Below are 16861 nucleotides of genomic sequence, written 5' to 3' on the forward strand. Positions count from 1 at the left end.
TCACTTAAAAAACGTGTGTCATTTAACAGAATGATTCTATATTAAGGATTTTGTATTTTCAAGTATTTTATCGGTTAATCAGGTTAAATAGTTCCCTATTTAGTTATCCTATATTTTCATCATTTTCTATTGATTAGCAGGAATAAAAAATGTTATCTACCCTATTTACATGGACTCTCGTAAATGATAATCTACAACTCATGCAAAATTACTATTATAATTAGAGGAGGAGCAGAACTATGAATCACGAAGAATCATATTTTGATAGCGGGTTATTTCAGCTTATTGGATATAGCCTTATTGGCATACTTATTACAACTGCAACCCTCGGCATTTGTCTGCCTTGGGCGTACTGCATGATTTACAACTGGGAAATAAAGCACACGGTAATAGAAGGTAGGCGCCTAGAATTTGATGGCACCGCTGTGCAGCTATTCGGGAATTGGATAAAGTGGCTTCTGCTTACGATTGTAACGTTGGGAATCTATGGGTTCTGGGTGAATATCAAGCTTAGACAGTGGAAGACGATGCATACACATTTTGCGAATTAGATTTTGCTATTAATTTCCTGTATCTGGACTAGTCAGCTTCTCTATTGGATCGATTTTACTTAATATCTATGCTGCGAGGGCTCACTAGGAAGATTCAAATTTAAAAAATTATTTAAATGAAAAAGCCTCGAATTCGCCAATACAAAGGCGTTTTCAAGGCTTTTACTTTTGGAGCTGCTGGCGAGAATCGAACTCGCAACCACTTCATTACGAGTGAAGTGCTCTACCATTGAGCCACAGCAGCATATTGAAGTTGCCCATAAAGTATATAATAAAATCAATTACTTATCAATGTTGCATTTTCATATTCAAATCGCTGCATGATATAATCAATTATACGCGTATATCACTATTATCATGGTCGTGTACATATTAAATATTTACAATTACATACGAATTGCGAGGTATCCTATGACCGTAACAGAGCAAGCACAGAAAATCGAAAATAAAAAAATCTGCCTCATATACACAGGTGGCACAATTGGCATGTCTAGAACAGATATTGGCTACGCACCATTGGCTGGTCACTTTCAGCATGAGCTAGACCGCATCGACGACCTCCGTTCTGATGGAATGCCGCAGTATGAACTCGTTGAGTTCACGCCACTTCTCGATTCATCCAACATAACTTACGTTCAGTGGAATATGATTGCCGAATCAATCGCATCTCGCTACGACGATTACGATGGATTTGTCGTGCTACACGGCACAGATACCATGGCGTACAGCACTTCTGCGCTTTCTTTTATGCTTGAGAATCTTAATAAACCTGTGATTTTCACCGGGTCACAAATTCCACTTTGCGAGCTCCGAAGCGACGGAAAGGATAACCTCATTACATCCATATTGGTTGCTGCTTCTGGCAAGGTGAACGAGGTAGCGCTCTACTTTGGGCACAAGCTATTACGTGGCAACCGAGCCATGAAAGTTTCAGCAGATGGGCTTATCGCATTTTCTTCGCCGAATTATCCGCCGCTTGCAAATGCCGGAATAGACATCAATTATAATGAACCTCGCTTGATGCCGAAGTCTCGCGGAGAGCTCCTCGTTCAGTCGATTAAACCTGCGAAGGTTGGTGTTATAAAGCTATTTCCAGGAATCCAGTTTGAGCTATTTGCACCAATTGTGACGCGCGGACTCGATGCTCTCGTACTAGAAACATTTGGCACTGGCAACATACCTAATTATGACAAAGCGCTACCACCTCTCATCGCTCGCGCCATTGCAAATGGCACTACAGTGGTAGTCTGCACGCAGTGCTCACAGGGAACAGTCAGGCTTGGGGCATACGAAACGAGTTCAGAGCTTGCAAAAGCAGGTGCTGTATCTGGTTCAAATATGACTACTGAAGCGACAGTAGCTAAACTCTACTACCTCTTCAGCCTAGGTCTGGAGCACAGCGAAATCAGCCGGTTAATCGAAACCGACATGCGGGGAGAGCTTAACCAATGAAGCTATCATATCTCTCATCATTGGCACACCCTGATCTCCGCTCTTACTTTGAAAATTCAGGTTATGTTATCCGCACATTTCCCGAACTATGCACGGTGTCGAGTCTCGTTGATAATCATCCAGATGTGCTGCTGTGCAAGCTAGGTGCAAAGCCAGAATCTCCTATATATGAAGGTGTTTCTGATAAACTAAGTCCTGTTTATCCAAACGACTGCAGATACAATGCGACATGTACGGGAAAGTTTTTTATCCACAAGCTGGATATAACTGATTCAGAACTCCTATCTGCTGCAATGGCGAGCTGCGGAGATGAACTGAAGCTTGTAGATGTCCGTCAGGGATATACGAAGTGTAGCACCATAATAGTGGATGAAGAATCCATCATCACTTATGACAAAGGCATTGCAAAGCCTTGTGAGATGGCAGGAATGAACGTGCTGCTAGTCGAGCCAGGCTTCGTGAAGCTGCGAGGTGCCGATACTGGATTTATCGGAGGTGCGAGTGGACGCGTGGATGATGAAATAATATTTAACGGCGACCTCTCGGCGCATCCAAACCTTAAGAAAATTACCTCTTTCATCGAGGCCCGAGGCCTTGGTTGCAAGTGGTTTGACTCGTACGAGCTCGAGGATATTGGTTCAATAATTACGGTTACAGATTCAGAATAAGGATATATATGAAAAAACACGCTATTATTCCAATATTTATACCGCACCGAGGCTGTCCCAATGACTGCGTCTTCTGCAATCAGCGGAAAATCACAGCTCGCACGGCTGCCCCGACTGTAGATGAAGTTAAAAATACGATTGACACGTGGCTCACGACGCTCGGAGAAGTTCCGACGGTCGAAATTGCTTTTTATGGTGGAAGCTTTACAGGGCTCGAACTCGCTGAACAGAGTTCATACCTCGCTATTGCCAAGGGATATAAGGATAGAGGACTCATCGACAAGATTCACCTTTCGACGCGCCCTGACTATATAGACAGCGAGATTTTAGACAATCTAAAGGTATACTTGGTTGATACGATTGAGCTCGGAGTTCAGTCTTTCGACGATGAGGTGCTTCGTAGATCGACTCGCGGACATACAAGCACGGCTGTATACGAAGCTGTCTCACTGATTAAAGAGTATGGATTTGAATTTGGAATCCAGCTGATGATTGGACTTCCGGGAGATTCTCTTGAAACGTGTATCTATTCAGCAAAAGAGACTGTTAAGCTAAAGCCTTCACTAACCAGGTTATACCCGACCATAGTTATTGATGACACAGAGCTACTAAAAATGTATGAGCGCGGTGAATATCAGCCACTAAGCAGAGAAGAAGCCGTTACAAGGACGGTGGCAATGTATAAGATACTCGATGATGCAGGTATCACGATTATGAGAGTTGGGCTCAAGAGCACTGATATTATCGGTGAAGGTGGATCGATAAACGGCGGAACGTATCACCCTGCTTTCAGGCAGCTCGTTGAGGGGCGAATAGCGAGAGATAAAATCGAGCCGCAGCTTGATAGGATTGTAGACGAGCTCAGAACATGTACCGAAAAGTCAGGCGAGCTCAAGGTTAACCCTTTGCAAGATAGCAATTCAGAAACCGAAGTCTTAAATCAGCAGAGAATAACTCGAGTAAAAGTAGATATTTTCTCTTCTCCTAAGTGGTTTTCAAATGCCGTTGGTAACAGCTGCGAGAATAAGAAATATTTTGAAGAAAAATACCCCGAACTAAGTATCAGGTTCAGGGTAGATGACAGCTTGGAAGCTGCACAGTTCAGAATAAACAGCGATATATAGCAATGTCTTGCTCTTTAAGGCATTGCTTTTATAATCATATTATCTTAATTAGAGCTAGTATACGTATCGTAGATCTCTTTATCTACGTATTTCCTTATCTCCATCCAGACCAATTTTGATCTTGATTTTATCTCTGCGCGTGTATCATCATCAAGTTCAATGATTTCTGTTCCGCTTCTTCTAATAGTATTTATTTGTTTCTGCACACGCTTATCAGCTTGCTTCCTAGCATAAATAGTGGCATTAGCAGCTGCCTCGTCCATAATCTTTTTGTCTCTCGTTGACAGTGAATTGTAAAAATCTTCATTCATGATAAGTGAAATCATATGTGGTAAATGGTTAGTCTCTATTATATATTTCTGCTGCTCATATAGTTTGTTGGAAACGATAACCTCATAAGGATTCTCCTGTGCATCTATTGTATGCTGCTGGAGTCCTATATATACCTCAGCAAAACTCATTGGCAGCGGATTTGCACCTATACATTTCCAAAATTTTAGATGGTAGCTGTTTTCCATAGTCCTTATTTTTTGACCTTTGAAATCGTTTATACTCTGCACCTTCTTATTTGTGCTCATAACGCGAAATCCCTGATCTGCCATCCCAAGTAGATGATACCCACCGTTTCTATAAGTCTTACTTAGGATTTTTCTGAACTCTACATTTTCCAAAGTCTTCCTATATTCATTCATAGAATTGTGAATTTCTGGCAAATCGAACACTGCAAGATTTGGCATAAATGCAACTTGTGGTCCCGTATTTTGCACAACAAAAGGGATATCCCCATCGCGACAGCTTTCTAAAAGGTCTCTATCTCCACCTAATGTTGAGTTGGGATAAACTTGGATTTTTATACGCCCGTCGCTTAACCTATATACTTCAGATGAAAATTTTTCTGCATAAAGCTGAGTTACTGTATCCTTTGGACTTGCAGTAGCCAGTGGCAATGCATAATTTTGTTTACTATCAGAACTTACAACTTTAGCTATTTTTTTCGCTTTTACCTTGCTATAATCTGTACCATTTGATTCTATAGAGCAGCTTGAAAGAATAAGCAAAGTTATTAGCCATAATATTATGGCTAGAATTTTTTTATTTTTCATTCAATACCTCCTATAGCAGAGCCAGCGAAAGAGCTGGTATGAAAGTGATTAGTAGCAATGCTATGAGAAAATATCCAATCATAGGCAGAGCTTTTTTTGCAATATCCATAACCGGGACATCCGTAAGGGAACTTGCTATGAATAGATTGACGCCTATAGGTGGTGTGATAAATCCTATAGCAAGATTAACGACCATTATGACTCCGAATTGGATAGGGCTCATGCCAATATTCGTAGCTATAGGAAGCAAGATAGGTGTCAAAATTAGTATCGCCGGCGTTGTATCCATTACCATTCCAACAATGAGCAGAAAGGCGTTTATAACAAGCAATATTATAATCTTGCTGTGAAAATTTGAGTTTATAATCTCACTAACCGACTGAGGAACCTGCATAAGCGTTATAGCTCTCGAAAAAGCCGTGGAAGCAGCAAGAATAAAGAGTATAGGAGTGAAGGTTCGAATAGCTTCCTTAAATATGTCTCTAAGATCCTTTATTTGGATGCTTTTATATACTAACAAACTGATAATCAGGGCATAAAACACAGAGATTACAGCAGCCTCTGTAGGTGATGCAATCCCAGAGTATATACACCCAAGGATAATAACTGGACTCAAAATAGCAAAGAAGCTATCCTTAAATACTTTCCTAAAGCTTCTGCTGTGCAATTTTTTTACTTCCTTCTGGATCCTAACCTTATCCTCACCATATTTACGGCAATAATAAACTGCATAAATCATTAAGAGGATTCCGATTAGCAGTCCAGGTATTATTCCAGCAATAAAGAGCTCACTAACCGATGCACCTGATGCCATACCATACATTATAAAAGGAATGCTCGGCGGGATAATAACTCCTAAACCACCCGCAACTGCAACGATGGCCGTTGTAAATTTAAGATCATACCCAAGCTCTGTAAGTATAGGAATTGTCATGCTACCTACAGCAGCTACCGTCGCTGGTGCAGAACCTGAAATAGCTCCGTAGAACAAACATGTAGCGATTACCGCGCAAGGCATTCCGGCCGTACGATTTCCAAAAAAATATGCGAATATGTCAAAGAGTTTTTTAGATATTCCGCCTTTCGCCATTATGATTCCAGACAATACAAACATAGGTACTGCAAGAAGAGGGAAGGAATCGAGTCCACCAAACATAGCACGCACCATATATTTCGCACCTACTGTGAACGATGGGTCTATAAGCGACGGCAAGACTGATGTAATGCCAAGGGCGATACCCACTGGTATGGCAATAATGAGAAGTATAACGAATATAATTAATAGCATAGCTATTGGCATTTATACTTCACCTCCCCCGTTAGTGGAATCAAGGTTTTCTACATTCGCCTTGATAACAGCATCTGTGCTAGAGTGTTCAGGATGCACGGGATCATAAACATCTTTTCCTATTGTAATTTTAAATTCAATAATCCAGCGCTGCACAATACGAAACGCCACAAGAACAAATGATACGAACGGAGCCGCTTGTATAAAGTACATAGGAATCGAGCAGGCAGGAGACACCTGTCCACTCTGAGCTGCAGACATCATATATGAGTATGCAACAGGAATCATATATATAAAGAAGATTAACTCAAGGGTATGATTCACAACCTTTATAACTGCGTTGCCGCGCCTAGGAAAAATAGATACTAATTGCTCAATCTTGATAGATAAGCATTTCTTGCTACAATAGCTAACACTAAGAAATCCACTCCATATAAACATGTAGCGTGTTATTTCCTCAGACCATGATAGAGACATTCCTAGAATATAACGCGATATTACCTGTATACCCATAATTAATGTCATCCCGATGAGAAGCCCAATTAACAGAATCTCCTCAAGGCTTTCGTCAAGAATATGAATCAATTTCTTCATACCGTTCCCCTTTTCAAGTAAAGCATTTACAGGATAGTAAAGGAAAAAAGAAAAGACTGGACCCTATCGAATCCAGCCTCATACGCATTATATATCACTTATAAAGCGTTATGCAACAGTGCGAGCACGGTGCTAAGATCGTTTACTCCCATCTGTCCAGGAGCCGATGCTTTCCCAGCAGCGCCAAATGTTAATGATGATCCAAATACTTCACCGCAAAGTCTCGAAATAACACCAGTTCCAGCCATAGACATGGTGATGATAGGACGTTCTGCATAATCACTATACATCTCCTCTGTAGCAGCTAGGAGCGTTAAGACATCTTTCTTGTTTGTTGGCATCACCGCTATCTTAAGAATATCTGCACCTAAATCCTGCATTTTGCGAAGCCTTGAAATAATGTCATCTTTATCTGGAGTCTTGTCGAAATCATGATTCGAAGCAATTACCTTAACCCCTGCATTGTGAGCTCCGGCGATAATTTTCTTCACGACGTCATCTCCAGTGAATACTTCCACATCAATTAAATCAACGTATCCAGTCTCTGCGACCTTGATATTAAACATTGCATAATCATCGATCTCAATAGACTTTTCACCACCCTCCTTTGATGTACGGAAAGTCATTAACAATGGAGTATCTCCGAGAACTGCTCTTAGGTCTTTGAGCGTATCTTTTACCTTGCTAAAATCAAATACATTCTCAAACCAATCGACACGCCATTCAACTACATCTACCGGGATATTATCGAAGCTCTTTGCCTCTGCCAATATATCTTCTTTAGTCACACCAACGATAGGTACACAAATCTTAGGTACGCCTGAACCAATTTCAACATTTCTAACTTTCACTGTATTCATAGCCTTGTGCCTCCTCTATTCCTTATTAATTTCTATCATCTTCGAATAGCGCATATTTACGAATAGTCCAAGTATTACACCCACTGCTGTTAGCACTATATTCATCATCATTACGCCAGATGGACTCATCTTTGCTGCAGCTGTAAGCAATGTGTAATTGCAAAGAGAAGATGCTATCATAACGAGTGCGGTAACAGTTCCCTTAATCTTAGGGAAAATCATGTTGCATACAGATGTCGCAATCTGAAGCAATCCACCGGCTCCTGCCCAACCGATGATAAATGCACCTAAGATACACAATGTCTGAGATTTTACAAGATATACAGAAATCATAGTCACTAGACAGATAACTGGGTAAACAAAGATAAAACGAACATCTTTAATCTTCTTAGTTAATAGAGCAGTAAAAATCAGTGCGAGGAAGGTTCCCAGTGAGTAATATGTCTGCATCTTTGATGGATCTTCCCAACCTACATCCTCTTTAGCAAAGTTTTGCGCACAATTCAGCCATAGCTGGAATGTACCTGTTGTAGTAAATCCGATAAGAATCATAGCGATGGACTCCACTGAAAAGTGAGTAGTTTTAATGTTCTGAATAAGTCCTTCCTTCTTCTCTTTTTTAGCATCTGCATCAGGAAGTGGCAAGAATAATATCAGTGCTGCAAGAATAATATAGCAAACGCCTGCAACATAGAATAGTGTATTATATGACTTCATACCTGCTGCTGTTGTAGTAACAGTTATTCCTAAAATAAATGGAATCATCATCTGGGAGATAGAAATAAAGAACTTAATTCCCATTGTAGCAACGCTTGGGTTCTTTGAGAATATCTCCCCGACACCTGGATAAATTCCTGTATCAAGGAATGAATTTGCTATACCTCCGACGATAGCACAGATATAAGCTATCTGGTATCCACCATGAGATCCAGCATTGAAGGCTGCCGCTAGACCGATAAGATAAATGGCGTATGAAAGTCCACCTATGATGCAAGAAACGCGTCTTCCCAGTTTATCTGAAAGCGGTCCTGCGAATGGTAAAGCAATAAGACGTCCTAGTCCAAGTGCCGCCGAAATAGCTGTGATTGCCATAGCCTCGACTCCCCAGCTAGCGGCAAGTGTGTCTTTAATAAGTGCTTGACCTAAAATGGCAGCTCCTATACCGTGTAAAAAATAGTTTAAGTACATAACTAATGCACTTGGCAAATACTTCTTGTTCATTTGTGTTCTCCTCATCACAAAGTTGATTTAATAATTCAAATTTCTAAAATGTATCACAGATATATAAACGTCACCTAACTTTATATGTTAAATACTTAACTAATATTTGTGTATAGTTTATCAATATTTTCAAATGTATTCCAATGCTAATTAATAGCATAATTAATGCACTAAAGGTATTGATGATATATAATCACTATAACATAGCAAATCTAATTGAATACAAATACATTGAGCATAATATTATCGAGGTGCGACTATGACATTGAATCAATTACGTTATTTTTTAGCGGTGGCTGAACATGAAAATTACCGAAAGGCAGCTGAGAAGCTTTATATCTCCCAGCCTTCATTATCGCGCTCAATATCATCTCTCGAGACAGAACTGGGCGTACTGCTGTTCGATAAGAATGGCCGAGGAATAGAGCTCACCAAGGAAGGAAGAATATTCCTTATATATGCTGAAAGAATTATTCGTGAATGTGATGTAGCTCTTAACCGAATGCAGGAAATAGCAAAGGGCGGCGGTCAGATCGATATAGGTTATGTATACCCGTTGGCTAACCATTACATTCCCAATCTCGTTCGATCATTTCTTGCACAGGAAGATAATGAAAATATTTCCTTTAACTTTTATCAAGGACATACCCCTGCTATTGTCTCTAAGCTAAAGATTGGTGAACTTGATGTGGGTTTTGGTGGTCACATACCTAATGATGAAGATTTGGATTTTTATCCGATTATAAAGGAAGAGCTGGTTATTATAACTCCTAAAGGTCATCCACTTGATGCTCAAGATTTCGTATCTATTAATGAACTAAACAACCACCCATTCATTAGTTACGAACGTGGTGCCTGGATGGGAAAATATACGGCGCATTTATGCGAGAAATTATCGCTCTCTCCGAATGTTGTCTTCGAATGTCCTGATGAACATTCTATTCATGCCATGGTTTCCGAGGGCTTTGGTATTGCGTTGGTGCCACATATTGATGAATTGGATGAAGAAAAAATCACTATACATAGTGTTAAAGATGCTGATCTCTATCACCACACATATATGATATGCATGAAGGATCATTTCTTAATGCCAGCTGCCAAACACTTCAAGGAATATGTAAAATCCTTTTGCAGTAAAGAAAAAGAGGGAGAATAACTTCTCTCTTTTTTTGATAAACAAATATCAATCAATAGCCTATATGTATCATTATTCATACTAAAATGTAATTTTATTTAACAATCTTCTCATATACAATGAACTTATCACAGATATGAAATGGCCTATAAAAATTCTATGGACAAAGAGAGGATTATTATGAACAAGAGATATCCGCACATTTTTGAACCTATTACTATTAAACGCACTACTATCAAGAACAGAATCGCTATGACCCCTATGGGTAGCAATTATGGCGAAGCAAGTGGCGAAATGAGTAATCGCCATATGAACTATTACAAACTTCGTGCGAAGGGTGGTACAGGGCTTATTATTGTAGAAAATGCTAACGTTCAGTACCCAGTTGGTTCTAACGGAACAAGTCAGCTGAGAATTGATCATGACAGATTCATGCCTAGACTTTATCAACTGGTTGAAAGTCTTCATAAAGAGGGTGCTGTTGTCGCTATTCAGATTAACCATGCTGGAGCATCTGCCTCATCTGCAAGAACAGGTGTGCCTACAGTTTCATCCTCAAACATTCCTACAAAAGACGGGGGCGAAACGCCACATCCGATGACTAAGGAAGAAATTTTAGAAACGGTAAAAAAATATGGCGAAGCTGCCAAGAGAGCTCAAGCTATCGGCTTCGATGCCGTAGAGATTCACTGTGGACACTCTTATCTAATGTCTCAGTTCATCTCGCCTTATTACAATAAACGTGAAGATGAATTCGGAGGTTCTGTAGAAAACCGCATGAGATTTCCAAGAATGGTACTGGAAGAGGTCCGCAAACAGGTTGGACATTGGTTCCCTATCATCATTAGAATTTCAGCTGAAGAACGTGTTCCTGGTGGAAATGAATTGAAGGATACTATCGAGTATCTCCAATATCTCGATGAATTCGTAGACATGTATGACGTGTCTGCTGCTCTTAACCCATCACTACAATATCAGATTGACTCCAATTTCCTTCCTGATGGTTGGAAACACTATATGGCTAGAGCAGTCAAAGATGCGTATAAGAAGCCTGTAATCAATGCTGGTAATTACAGGGATCCTGCTGTTGTAGAAGATGTTCTCGCAAGCGGAGATGTAGATATTGTCGGTATCGGTCGTGGACTAATAGCTGATCCAGAGTGGGTAAAAAAAGTAGAACACGACGAAACAGATCTTCTTCGCAAATGTATCAGCTGCAATGTTGGCTGTGCAGGTAATCGTATAGGTATCAATCGTCCTATCCGTTGCACAGTGAATCCAGCAGTTCCTGAAGGTGATATATATAAAAAATTGAGAGTAAATAAAAATTGCAATGTAGTAGTGATTGGTGGTGGTACAGCCGGTCTAGAAGCAGCATGTACTGCTGCAGAAGTAGGTTGCAATGTATTTCTTTTCGAAAAATCCAATAAACTTGGTGGGCTTTCAGAATTTATCTCCGATCTTCCTAGTAAAACGAGAATGAAAGACTTTCCAAAATACCTAAGAGCCAGAGCTAAGAGCTTGCCTAATCTATACACTTTTTTGAATACAGAGGCTAGTATAGAGGAAATTAATAAATTCCATCCGGATATAGTTGTGAATGCCACAGGATCACATCCTGTATTACCACCGATTCCGGGACTTCGCGAAAATATAGCAGCTGGAAATTTAGATGATATCTTCATTATGATAAATAATGTAACAGCTGGAAAGTACCCTGAAAATTTTTGCAAGGGCAAGAAAGTCCTCGTAATGGGCGGTGGTTCTGTAGGTCTAGATATTATAGAGTATTTTGCACCACTTGGCGCAGACTGTACTATCGTCGACATGCTCCCTACTATTGGTGCGGTTGCAGATCCTATAACTAAGTGCTCAATTAGAGAGACTTTTGATGTAAATAACGTAAAACAGTACGTTAATACTGCAATTCAGGAAGTTAAGGAACACTCTATAGTTGTTAAAACTCCTGAAGGCAATGTAGAAGAACTTAAATTTGACCTTGGATTCAGTGCCCTTGGTTTGGCCGCATATAATCCAATTCTCAATGATCTTCACAAGGAATACGATGAAACTGACGTAGATATTTACAATATCGGGGATTCAGTTCGTGCACGTCATATCATGGAAGGAACAATGGATGGTCGAGCAATCTTAAACGTTCTTGATAAGAGAGGACTTCTAGACCTCAGTGAAATTGAGTTAGCCTAAAGAGTTACCATAGATATATCGACAGTTACTAGTTAATAATTAGATGCCCTAAGCGGGCAAGAAAGAGGTGTAAAATGCCAAATATTACAGGTCACACAGAGTTGGTTGGTCTAATGGCTTATCCTATTCGTCACACGCAGTCCCCAGTCACACACAGTCTGGCTTATGATAAAAATGGTGATGATGTTATTCAACTCGCTTTTGAAGTGGATAACGACACACTTGAGCCAGCTGTAGAGAGTATACGCGCTCTGAAAATGCTCGGTTCTAATATATCTATGCCCAACAAGACAGTTGTTCACAAGTATCTCGACAATGTTGATGAAGCAGCCAGGCTGTGCGGTGCTATCAACACAGTTGTAAATACTCGTGATGAGAATGGTAATGTCACAGGCAAGCTCAAGGGTTACAACACAGATGGTATGGGATATTGGCAAGCAGTAAAGGAGGAGGGAATCGATTTCAGAGGAATGAGAATGGTTCTCGTCGGCACAGGAGGTGCTGCTACAGCCATTGCAGTCCGTGGTGCGCTCGATGGTATTAAGGAATTACATGTCTTCAACATCAAGGATAAGTTCTATGAAAGAGGAGAAGAAATTGTAAAACTAATCAATAAAGAAACAGGGTGCAAAGCATACATGTACAATCTCGCTGACAAAGATAAGCTAAAAGCAGAGATGCAAGCTGCAGATATTTTCTGTGATGCTACGGGTGTAGGAATGCATCCACTTGAAGAAATGTCTAACATTCCAGATGGTTCATTCTTTAAAGAAGACCTCATCGTAACAGATACAGTGTATGCTCCTCGCGAGACAGTTATGATGAAACAAGCTAAAGCTGCTGGTGTTAAGAAAGTATACAATGGTATGGGCATGATGCTTTTCCAAGCATTGATTGCGATTAAGCTCTACACCGGTAAAGATACAGATGTGGCATATATGAAGGAGAAGCTCGGGATTTAATATTACGTATCTCAATTTGTATAGTGTTCAATACATATATATTCATAAAGCCTAAAGCACTTAAAGTGTAAAAGGGACGGCAATGGCCGTCTCTTTTATTTGAGTAAAAATAAGATTTTACATAATCAATTAATGATAATTCCGTCATGGACGTAATATTCAGTCAGATACAAGAACGTTCTATCTGACTGAATATCTTAGTATGGTTTTTTGTTTTTCTTCAGATGTTCTATTTTTATTACTCAGATATATCTCTCTATGTACTACACCTATTCGTATAAGGTTGCACTCACCAGCAAGCTCATTCATTTTATCAAACGAATTTGGTTCATCATCATAACTTCCAACGTGTAAAACCTGTATAGACTTTCCGTCTTCTATTTCTTCAAATATTATCTCCTCATACAGTTCATTAGGCTTTTTCTTTTTTACATTTTCAAGTGCTTTTGAAAATATATCCTGTGCAATAAAATCAGGCTGTTTAATCATCAGCTTGTATTTCAATTTACTTTTATCAAATTCTTCAATCGTTTCCCAAAGTCCTTCCAAAGGATATACCGTAAAATCCGTAATCCCATCACCCTCTCCAGCTTTAATTGTATTTTTAAATAGCATTTTAATTGCGTAAGCAAGAGAATATAATGCGGATATTCTATCTGAAAAATCCTCTTCATTCGGATTGCCTTGACCTTTGATTGAAATAAATTTTTGCTTTGGTACCTCTACAACAACCGGCGTCTGTTTTGAATTATAGAGATTTTTTTCTTGTTTTTTCCATTCGTACTTCATTATCTAGCCTCCTTATATTTAATACCCTTACTCTACAACAATATCCTTGACACCACTTGTCATATTATATATTTTTCTGCCATTTTACTTATCATTTCTTTAATTTGTATTCGTACTTCTTTCGGCTCCAACACTTCTACACCATCTCCAAATGAAAAAATATAGCTGTACAAATTATGATCTTTCGGCATTTCCATCTCCGTATATAAATTACCATCGTCATCTTCTGAAATTTCTCCGTTTAGTTCATCATATACTCGAAAAGCTGCTTTGCGGTCAAACTTTATTTTGATTTTGACCGTATTTTCATGTGGGATTTCTTTTTCCAGTACCAGATTCTCAAAACTATCTTCAAATGTCTGATTTTGAATTTCTAAATGTCTCATCCTAGATATTTTGAAATATCTGAAATCATTTCTAAGTGAACATAAGGCATATAAATACCAGTCTTGACTCTTAAAAAGTAGTCTAATCGGCTTAACATATCTAAGTGTTTCTTCCTCATTACTACTAAAATATGAAAATGAAATCACATGTTTACTTAAAATTGCATTTTTAATGTCGCTAAATGCTTTTTCATGCAACTTATTATTTTGCCAATTTGTAAAGTCAACCTCTATCCAGTTGCTACTTTTTATTTTAAAAAGCGCGGATAGTTTTATCAGAAGCTCATTATCATATTGTTTTGTTGTACTATCTAACCCTTGAAGAGCTGACATAATCTGCTGTTTTTCATTTTCAGAAAGAAATGATTTACTAAGTACAAAATCTTCGGCTATTTCTATTCCACCACCCTTTCCCTGTGTGGCGTAAATGGGAATACCGGCACCGCTTATAGAGTCGATGTCTCTATAAATTGTTCTAACAGATACTTCAAATTTATCGGCAAGCTCTTTCGCCGTAACTTTTCCTTTTCCCAAAACATAGTATAATATCCTAAATAATCTATTATTCTTCATAGTCTTAATATCTCCTACACTTGTTATATCATAATAACTTGACATATACTGTCATATTATAAGATTATTTATCAATATACATTGATATAACATATCATTTTGATGAATAAAACGAGGTTACACATATTGAAGCGAACCCCAAAAGTTGGACACAAAACTAACCTTTGGAGGTGTACCTCACTTGCGTGTTAACCCCGTTTTTACTCATTTATTAAATAGGCCAATATTATAACTCTTCATTTCTAAACATGTCATTTATCCTAATCAATTGATATCGCCTTGCACTTTTCATCAAGGACTGCCTCGGTAGCTGCAATATCTTTAAGGCGACAAAGTATCTCTAAATCATCACCTCCGTTTAGGATAGTTGCTCCATGAGGGATAATCTCCTTGCCATCTCTCATGACCGAAACTATTAGACTACCTTCAGGAAGCCCCAGCTCCATGACTTTATGTCCATCCATTTTTGAACCGATATGAACGCTAGAATCGATTACGACCTTGCGTTCGCGAATTGAAATGCGTTTCTTGACATATCTCTTATTGGTCTTGTTGTAAACATCTGTCATATATTCATTATCAGCCATAGCTAGTCCGCTCTCCGCTTTCTTGCGCTGTCTCCTATGCATAAGCTGGTCATATACTGGTTCTCCTCCAAGTAGATCTGCAACTACATATGCGACGAGCGATGCTGAGACGAGTGATAGAAGGGTCATGAAGTTTCCAGTCATTTCCGTGATGAGGATAACCCCTGTTATTGGAGCCCTTACGATAGCTGAAAAAAAGCCTGCCATAGCGATTATTACGAATCCTTTGATATAGTATTCCTCTACGCCAAATGTCACGCTTAAAAACGTAGAATAAAGTCCTCCAATAATTGCTCCGATGACGAGTAATGGTAAGAAAATACCGCCGGGAGTTCCCGTTCCGAAGCTCCCTGTCGAGAAGAACAGCTTTGCTACGAATAGTATGGTAAGTGCTGCCAGTGTAAATTTACCATCGCTTATGACTTTTACGAGGTTGTTTCCACTGCCGAGCACTGCTGGGTATATGAACATCATCAAGAACGAAATCATCAGCATGATTCCTATGCTGATGAACTTGCTATCGAATCTGTCAAAGAAATCCTGCATCTTGTCTAGCAGTTTATTGTATATAACACCGAGTATTCCAAGTATTACGCCAAGCAAAACTACTGACCAGTAGAGGCGTAAAGGAATTCTATGCTCAACGTCAAAATCGAATACCGGTCTAAGTCCAATGATATTTACAGCAATATAGTCAGCAACTGCGCTAGCTGCCATCGTGGATACGAGAACTTCTGCTGAGAAGTTCTTGTGCAGCTCTTCAAGTGCAAAAAGCACTCCAGCCAGAGGAGCTCCAAACGCGGCGGCTAGTCCCGCACCGGCACCACAACTCATCAGCATTCTCTCTTCAGTCAGCAGCGCATTTTTCCGGCGCGCGAAGCCCTTGCCTATCATACCACCCAGCTGAATGCTCGGGCCCTCTCTACCGAGAGCCAAGCCGCCGCCAATAGCCAGAACGCATCCCGCAAATTTAGCAATCAGCACCTTGCGCCAGTTCTGATCCTCAAAGCCCTTCAACTCACCCTCGATTTGCGGGATGCCAGACCCCGAAATATCTGGTTCAAATCTAATGAGCTTATCTAGAATCCAGGCGATTAGAATCAGCACCAGCAAAACTGCAACAGCATATATCGACCTCACCTTAATTAGATGAACTGCCATCTGGCGAGCCTGATCAGCCTTCACAATCATAATTCTGAATAAAGCAATAACAAGTCCTACAATAGAACCAACCGCTATGCCCTCTAGTATAAGTATGTATTTAAATCTCTGTTTCTGCCTAATGTTACGAACAACGTAGCTCTTATCTAAACTGCGCTTTGCAGCCATATTCCTTCCTTCCTGCTTCTCTATGGACAAA

General features: G+C 39.6%; 15 protein-coding genes and 1 tRNA gene. 7 read left to right on the forward strand and 9 right to left on the reverse strand.

Translation table 11 applies throughout. The features are described 5' to 3' along the window. The first annotated feature begins 239 nt into the window (after positions 1-239). The gene (locus QU661_RS07845; protein WP_304989660.1) at positions 240-551 is read left to right on the forward strand and encodes a DUF898 family protein; all 312 of its coding nucleotides are present in this window, start codon (positions 240-242) and stop codon (positions 549-551) included. Positions 552-720: 169 nt separating this feature from the next. Here the strand turns inward: QU661_RS07845 and QU661_RS07850 are convergent. Continuing rightward, a tRNA-Thr gene (locus tag QU661_RS07850) sits at positions 721-795 on the reverse strand. 167 nt (positions 796-962) lie between these two features. Between QU661_RS07850 and ansA the strand changes: the two genes are divergently transcribed. Genes ansA through QU661_RS07865 form a run of 3 tightly spaced genes read left to right on the forward strand, consistent with a single transcriptional unit; the run spans position 963 to position 3795 of the window. Further along, positions 963-2003 (forward strand): asparaginase, encoded by a 1041-nt coding sequence (gene ansA / locus QU661_RS07855; protein WP_304989661.1) that lies wholly within the window; start codon positions 963-965, stop codon positions 2001-2003. Continuing rightward, positions 2000-2671, forward strand: a complete 672-nt coding sequence (locus tag QU661_RS07860; RefSeq protein ID WP_304989662.1) for a DUF6873 family GME fold protein — start codon at positions 2000-2002, stop codon at positions 2669-2671. Before ansA ends, QU661_RS07860 begins: the two co-directional genes overlap by 4 nt. Positions 2672-2679: 8 nt before the next feature. Then, positions 2680-3795 (forward strand): elongator complex protein 3, encoded by a 1116-nt coding sequence (locus tag QU661_RS07865; protein WP_304989663.1) that lies wholly within the window; start codon positions 2680-2682, stop codon positions 3793-3795. A 44-nt stretch (positions 3796-3839) separates the two neighbouring features. On the opposite strand, the gene QU661_RS07870 is transcribed toward QU661_RS07865, so the two are convergent. The 5 genes from QU661_RS07870 to QU661_RS07890 form a co-directional block, all read right to left on the reverse strand. After that, positions 3840-4898: a TRAP transporter substrate-binding protein gene (locus QU661_RS07870; RefSeq protein WP_304989664.1), complete on the reverse strand. Its 1059-nt coding sequence runs from the start codon at positions 4896-4898 to the stop codon at positions 3840-3842. A 10-nt stretch (positions 4899-4908) separates the two neighbouring features. Beyond that, entirely contained in the window at positions 4909-6198 is a 1290-nt protein-coding gene (locus tag QU661_RS07875) for a TRAP transporter large permease (protein ID WP_304989665.1), read from the reverse strand. Then, positions 6199-6780 carry a TRAP transporter small permease gene (locus QU661_RS07880; RefSeq protein ID WP_304989666.1) on the reverse strand — a complete coding sequence of 194 codons (582 nt, stop codon included), beginning with the start codon at positions 6778-6780 and terminating at the stop codon, positions 6199-6201. It abuts the gene before it with no gap. 98 nt (positions 6781-6878) lie between these two features. Continuing rightward, positions 6879-7640 carry a type I 3-dehydroquinate dehydratase gene (aroD, locus tag QU661_RS07885; protein ID WP_304989667.1) on the reverse strand — a complete coding sequence of 254 codons (762 nt, stop codon included), beginning with the start codon at positions 7638-7640 and terminating at the stop codon, positions 6879-6881. A gap of 15 nt (positions 7641-7655) precedes the next feature. Continuing rightward, positions 7656-8861 carry an MFS transporter gene (locus QU661_RS07890; protein ID WP_304989668.1) on the reverse strand — a complete coding sequence of 402 codons (1206 nt, stop codon included), beginning with the start codon at positions 8859-8861 and terminating at the stop codon, positions 7656-7658. Positions 8862-9120: 259 nt separating this feature from the next. On the opposite strand from QU661_RS07890, the gene QU661_RS07895 reads away from it, so the two are divergent. The 3 genes from QU661_RS07895 to QU661_RS07905 all read left to right on the forward strand — a co-directional run bounded on the left by QU661_RS07895 (position 9121) and on the right by QU661_RS07905 (position 13166). Beyond that, positions 9121-10017 (forward strand): LysR family transcriptional regulator, encoded by an 897-nt coding sequence (locus tag QU661_RS07895; protein WP_304989669.1) that lies wholly within the window; start codon positions 9121-9123, stop codon positions 10015-10017. A gap of 159 nt (positions 10018-10176) precedes the next feature. Beyond that, positions 10177-12204 carry an oxidoreductase gene (locus tag QU661_RS07900; protein ID WP_304989670.1) on the forward strand — a complete coding sequence of 676 codons (2028 nt, stop codon included), beginning with the start codon at positions 10177-10179 and terminating at the stop codon, positions 12202-12204. 74 nt (positions 12205-12278) lie between these two features. Continuing rightward, entirely contained in the window at positions 12279-13166 is an 888-nt protein-coding gene (locus QU661_RS07905) for a quinate/shikimate dehydrogenase (RefSeq protein ID WP_304989671.1), read from the forward strand. A 180-nt stretch (positions 13167-13346) separates the two neighbouring features. Here the strand turns inward: QU661_RS07905 and QU661_RS07910 are convergent, their stop codons facing one another. The 3 genes from QU661_RS07910 to QU661_RS07920 all read right to left on the reverse strand — a co-directional run bounded on the left by QU661_RS07910 (position 13347) and on the right by QU661_RS07920 (position 16830). Further along, on the reverse strand, positions 13347-13955 hold the full coding sequence (locus QU661_RS07910) for a GyrI-like domain-containing protein (RefSeq protein ID WP_304989672.1): 609 nt from the start codon (positions 13953-13955) through the stop codon (positions 13347-13349). Between the two features lie 59 nt (positions 13956-14014). Then, positions 14015-14914 (reverse strand): helix-turn-helix transcriptional regulator, encoded by a 900-nt coding sequence (locus QU661_RS07915; protein ID WP_304989673.1) that lies wholly within the window; start codon positions 14912-14914, stop codon positions 14015-14017. A 260-nt stretch (positions 14915-15174) separates the two neighbouring features. After that, positions 15175-16830: a ClC family H(+)/Cl(-) exchange transporter gene (locus QU661_RS07920; protein WP_304989674.1), complete on the reverse strand. Its 1656-nt coding sequence runs from the start codon at positions 16828-16830 to the stop codon at positions 15175-15177. Positions 16831-16861: the final 31 nt, after the last annotated feature.

Source organism: Mogibacterium neglectum, assembly GCF_030644205.1.
Classification (GTDB): domain Bacteria; phylum Bacillota; class Clostridia; order Peptostreptococcales; family Anaerovoracaceae; genus Mogibacterium; species Mogibacterium neglectum.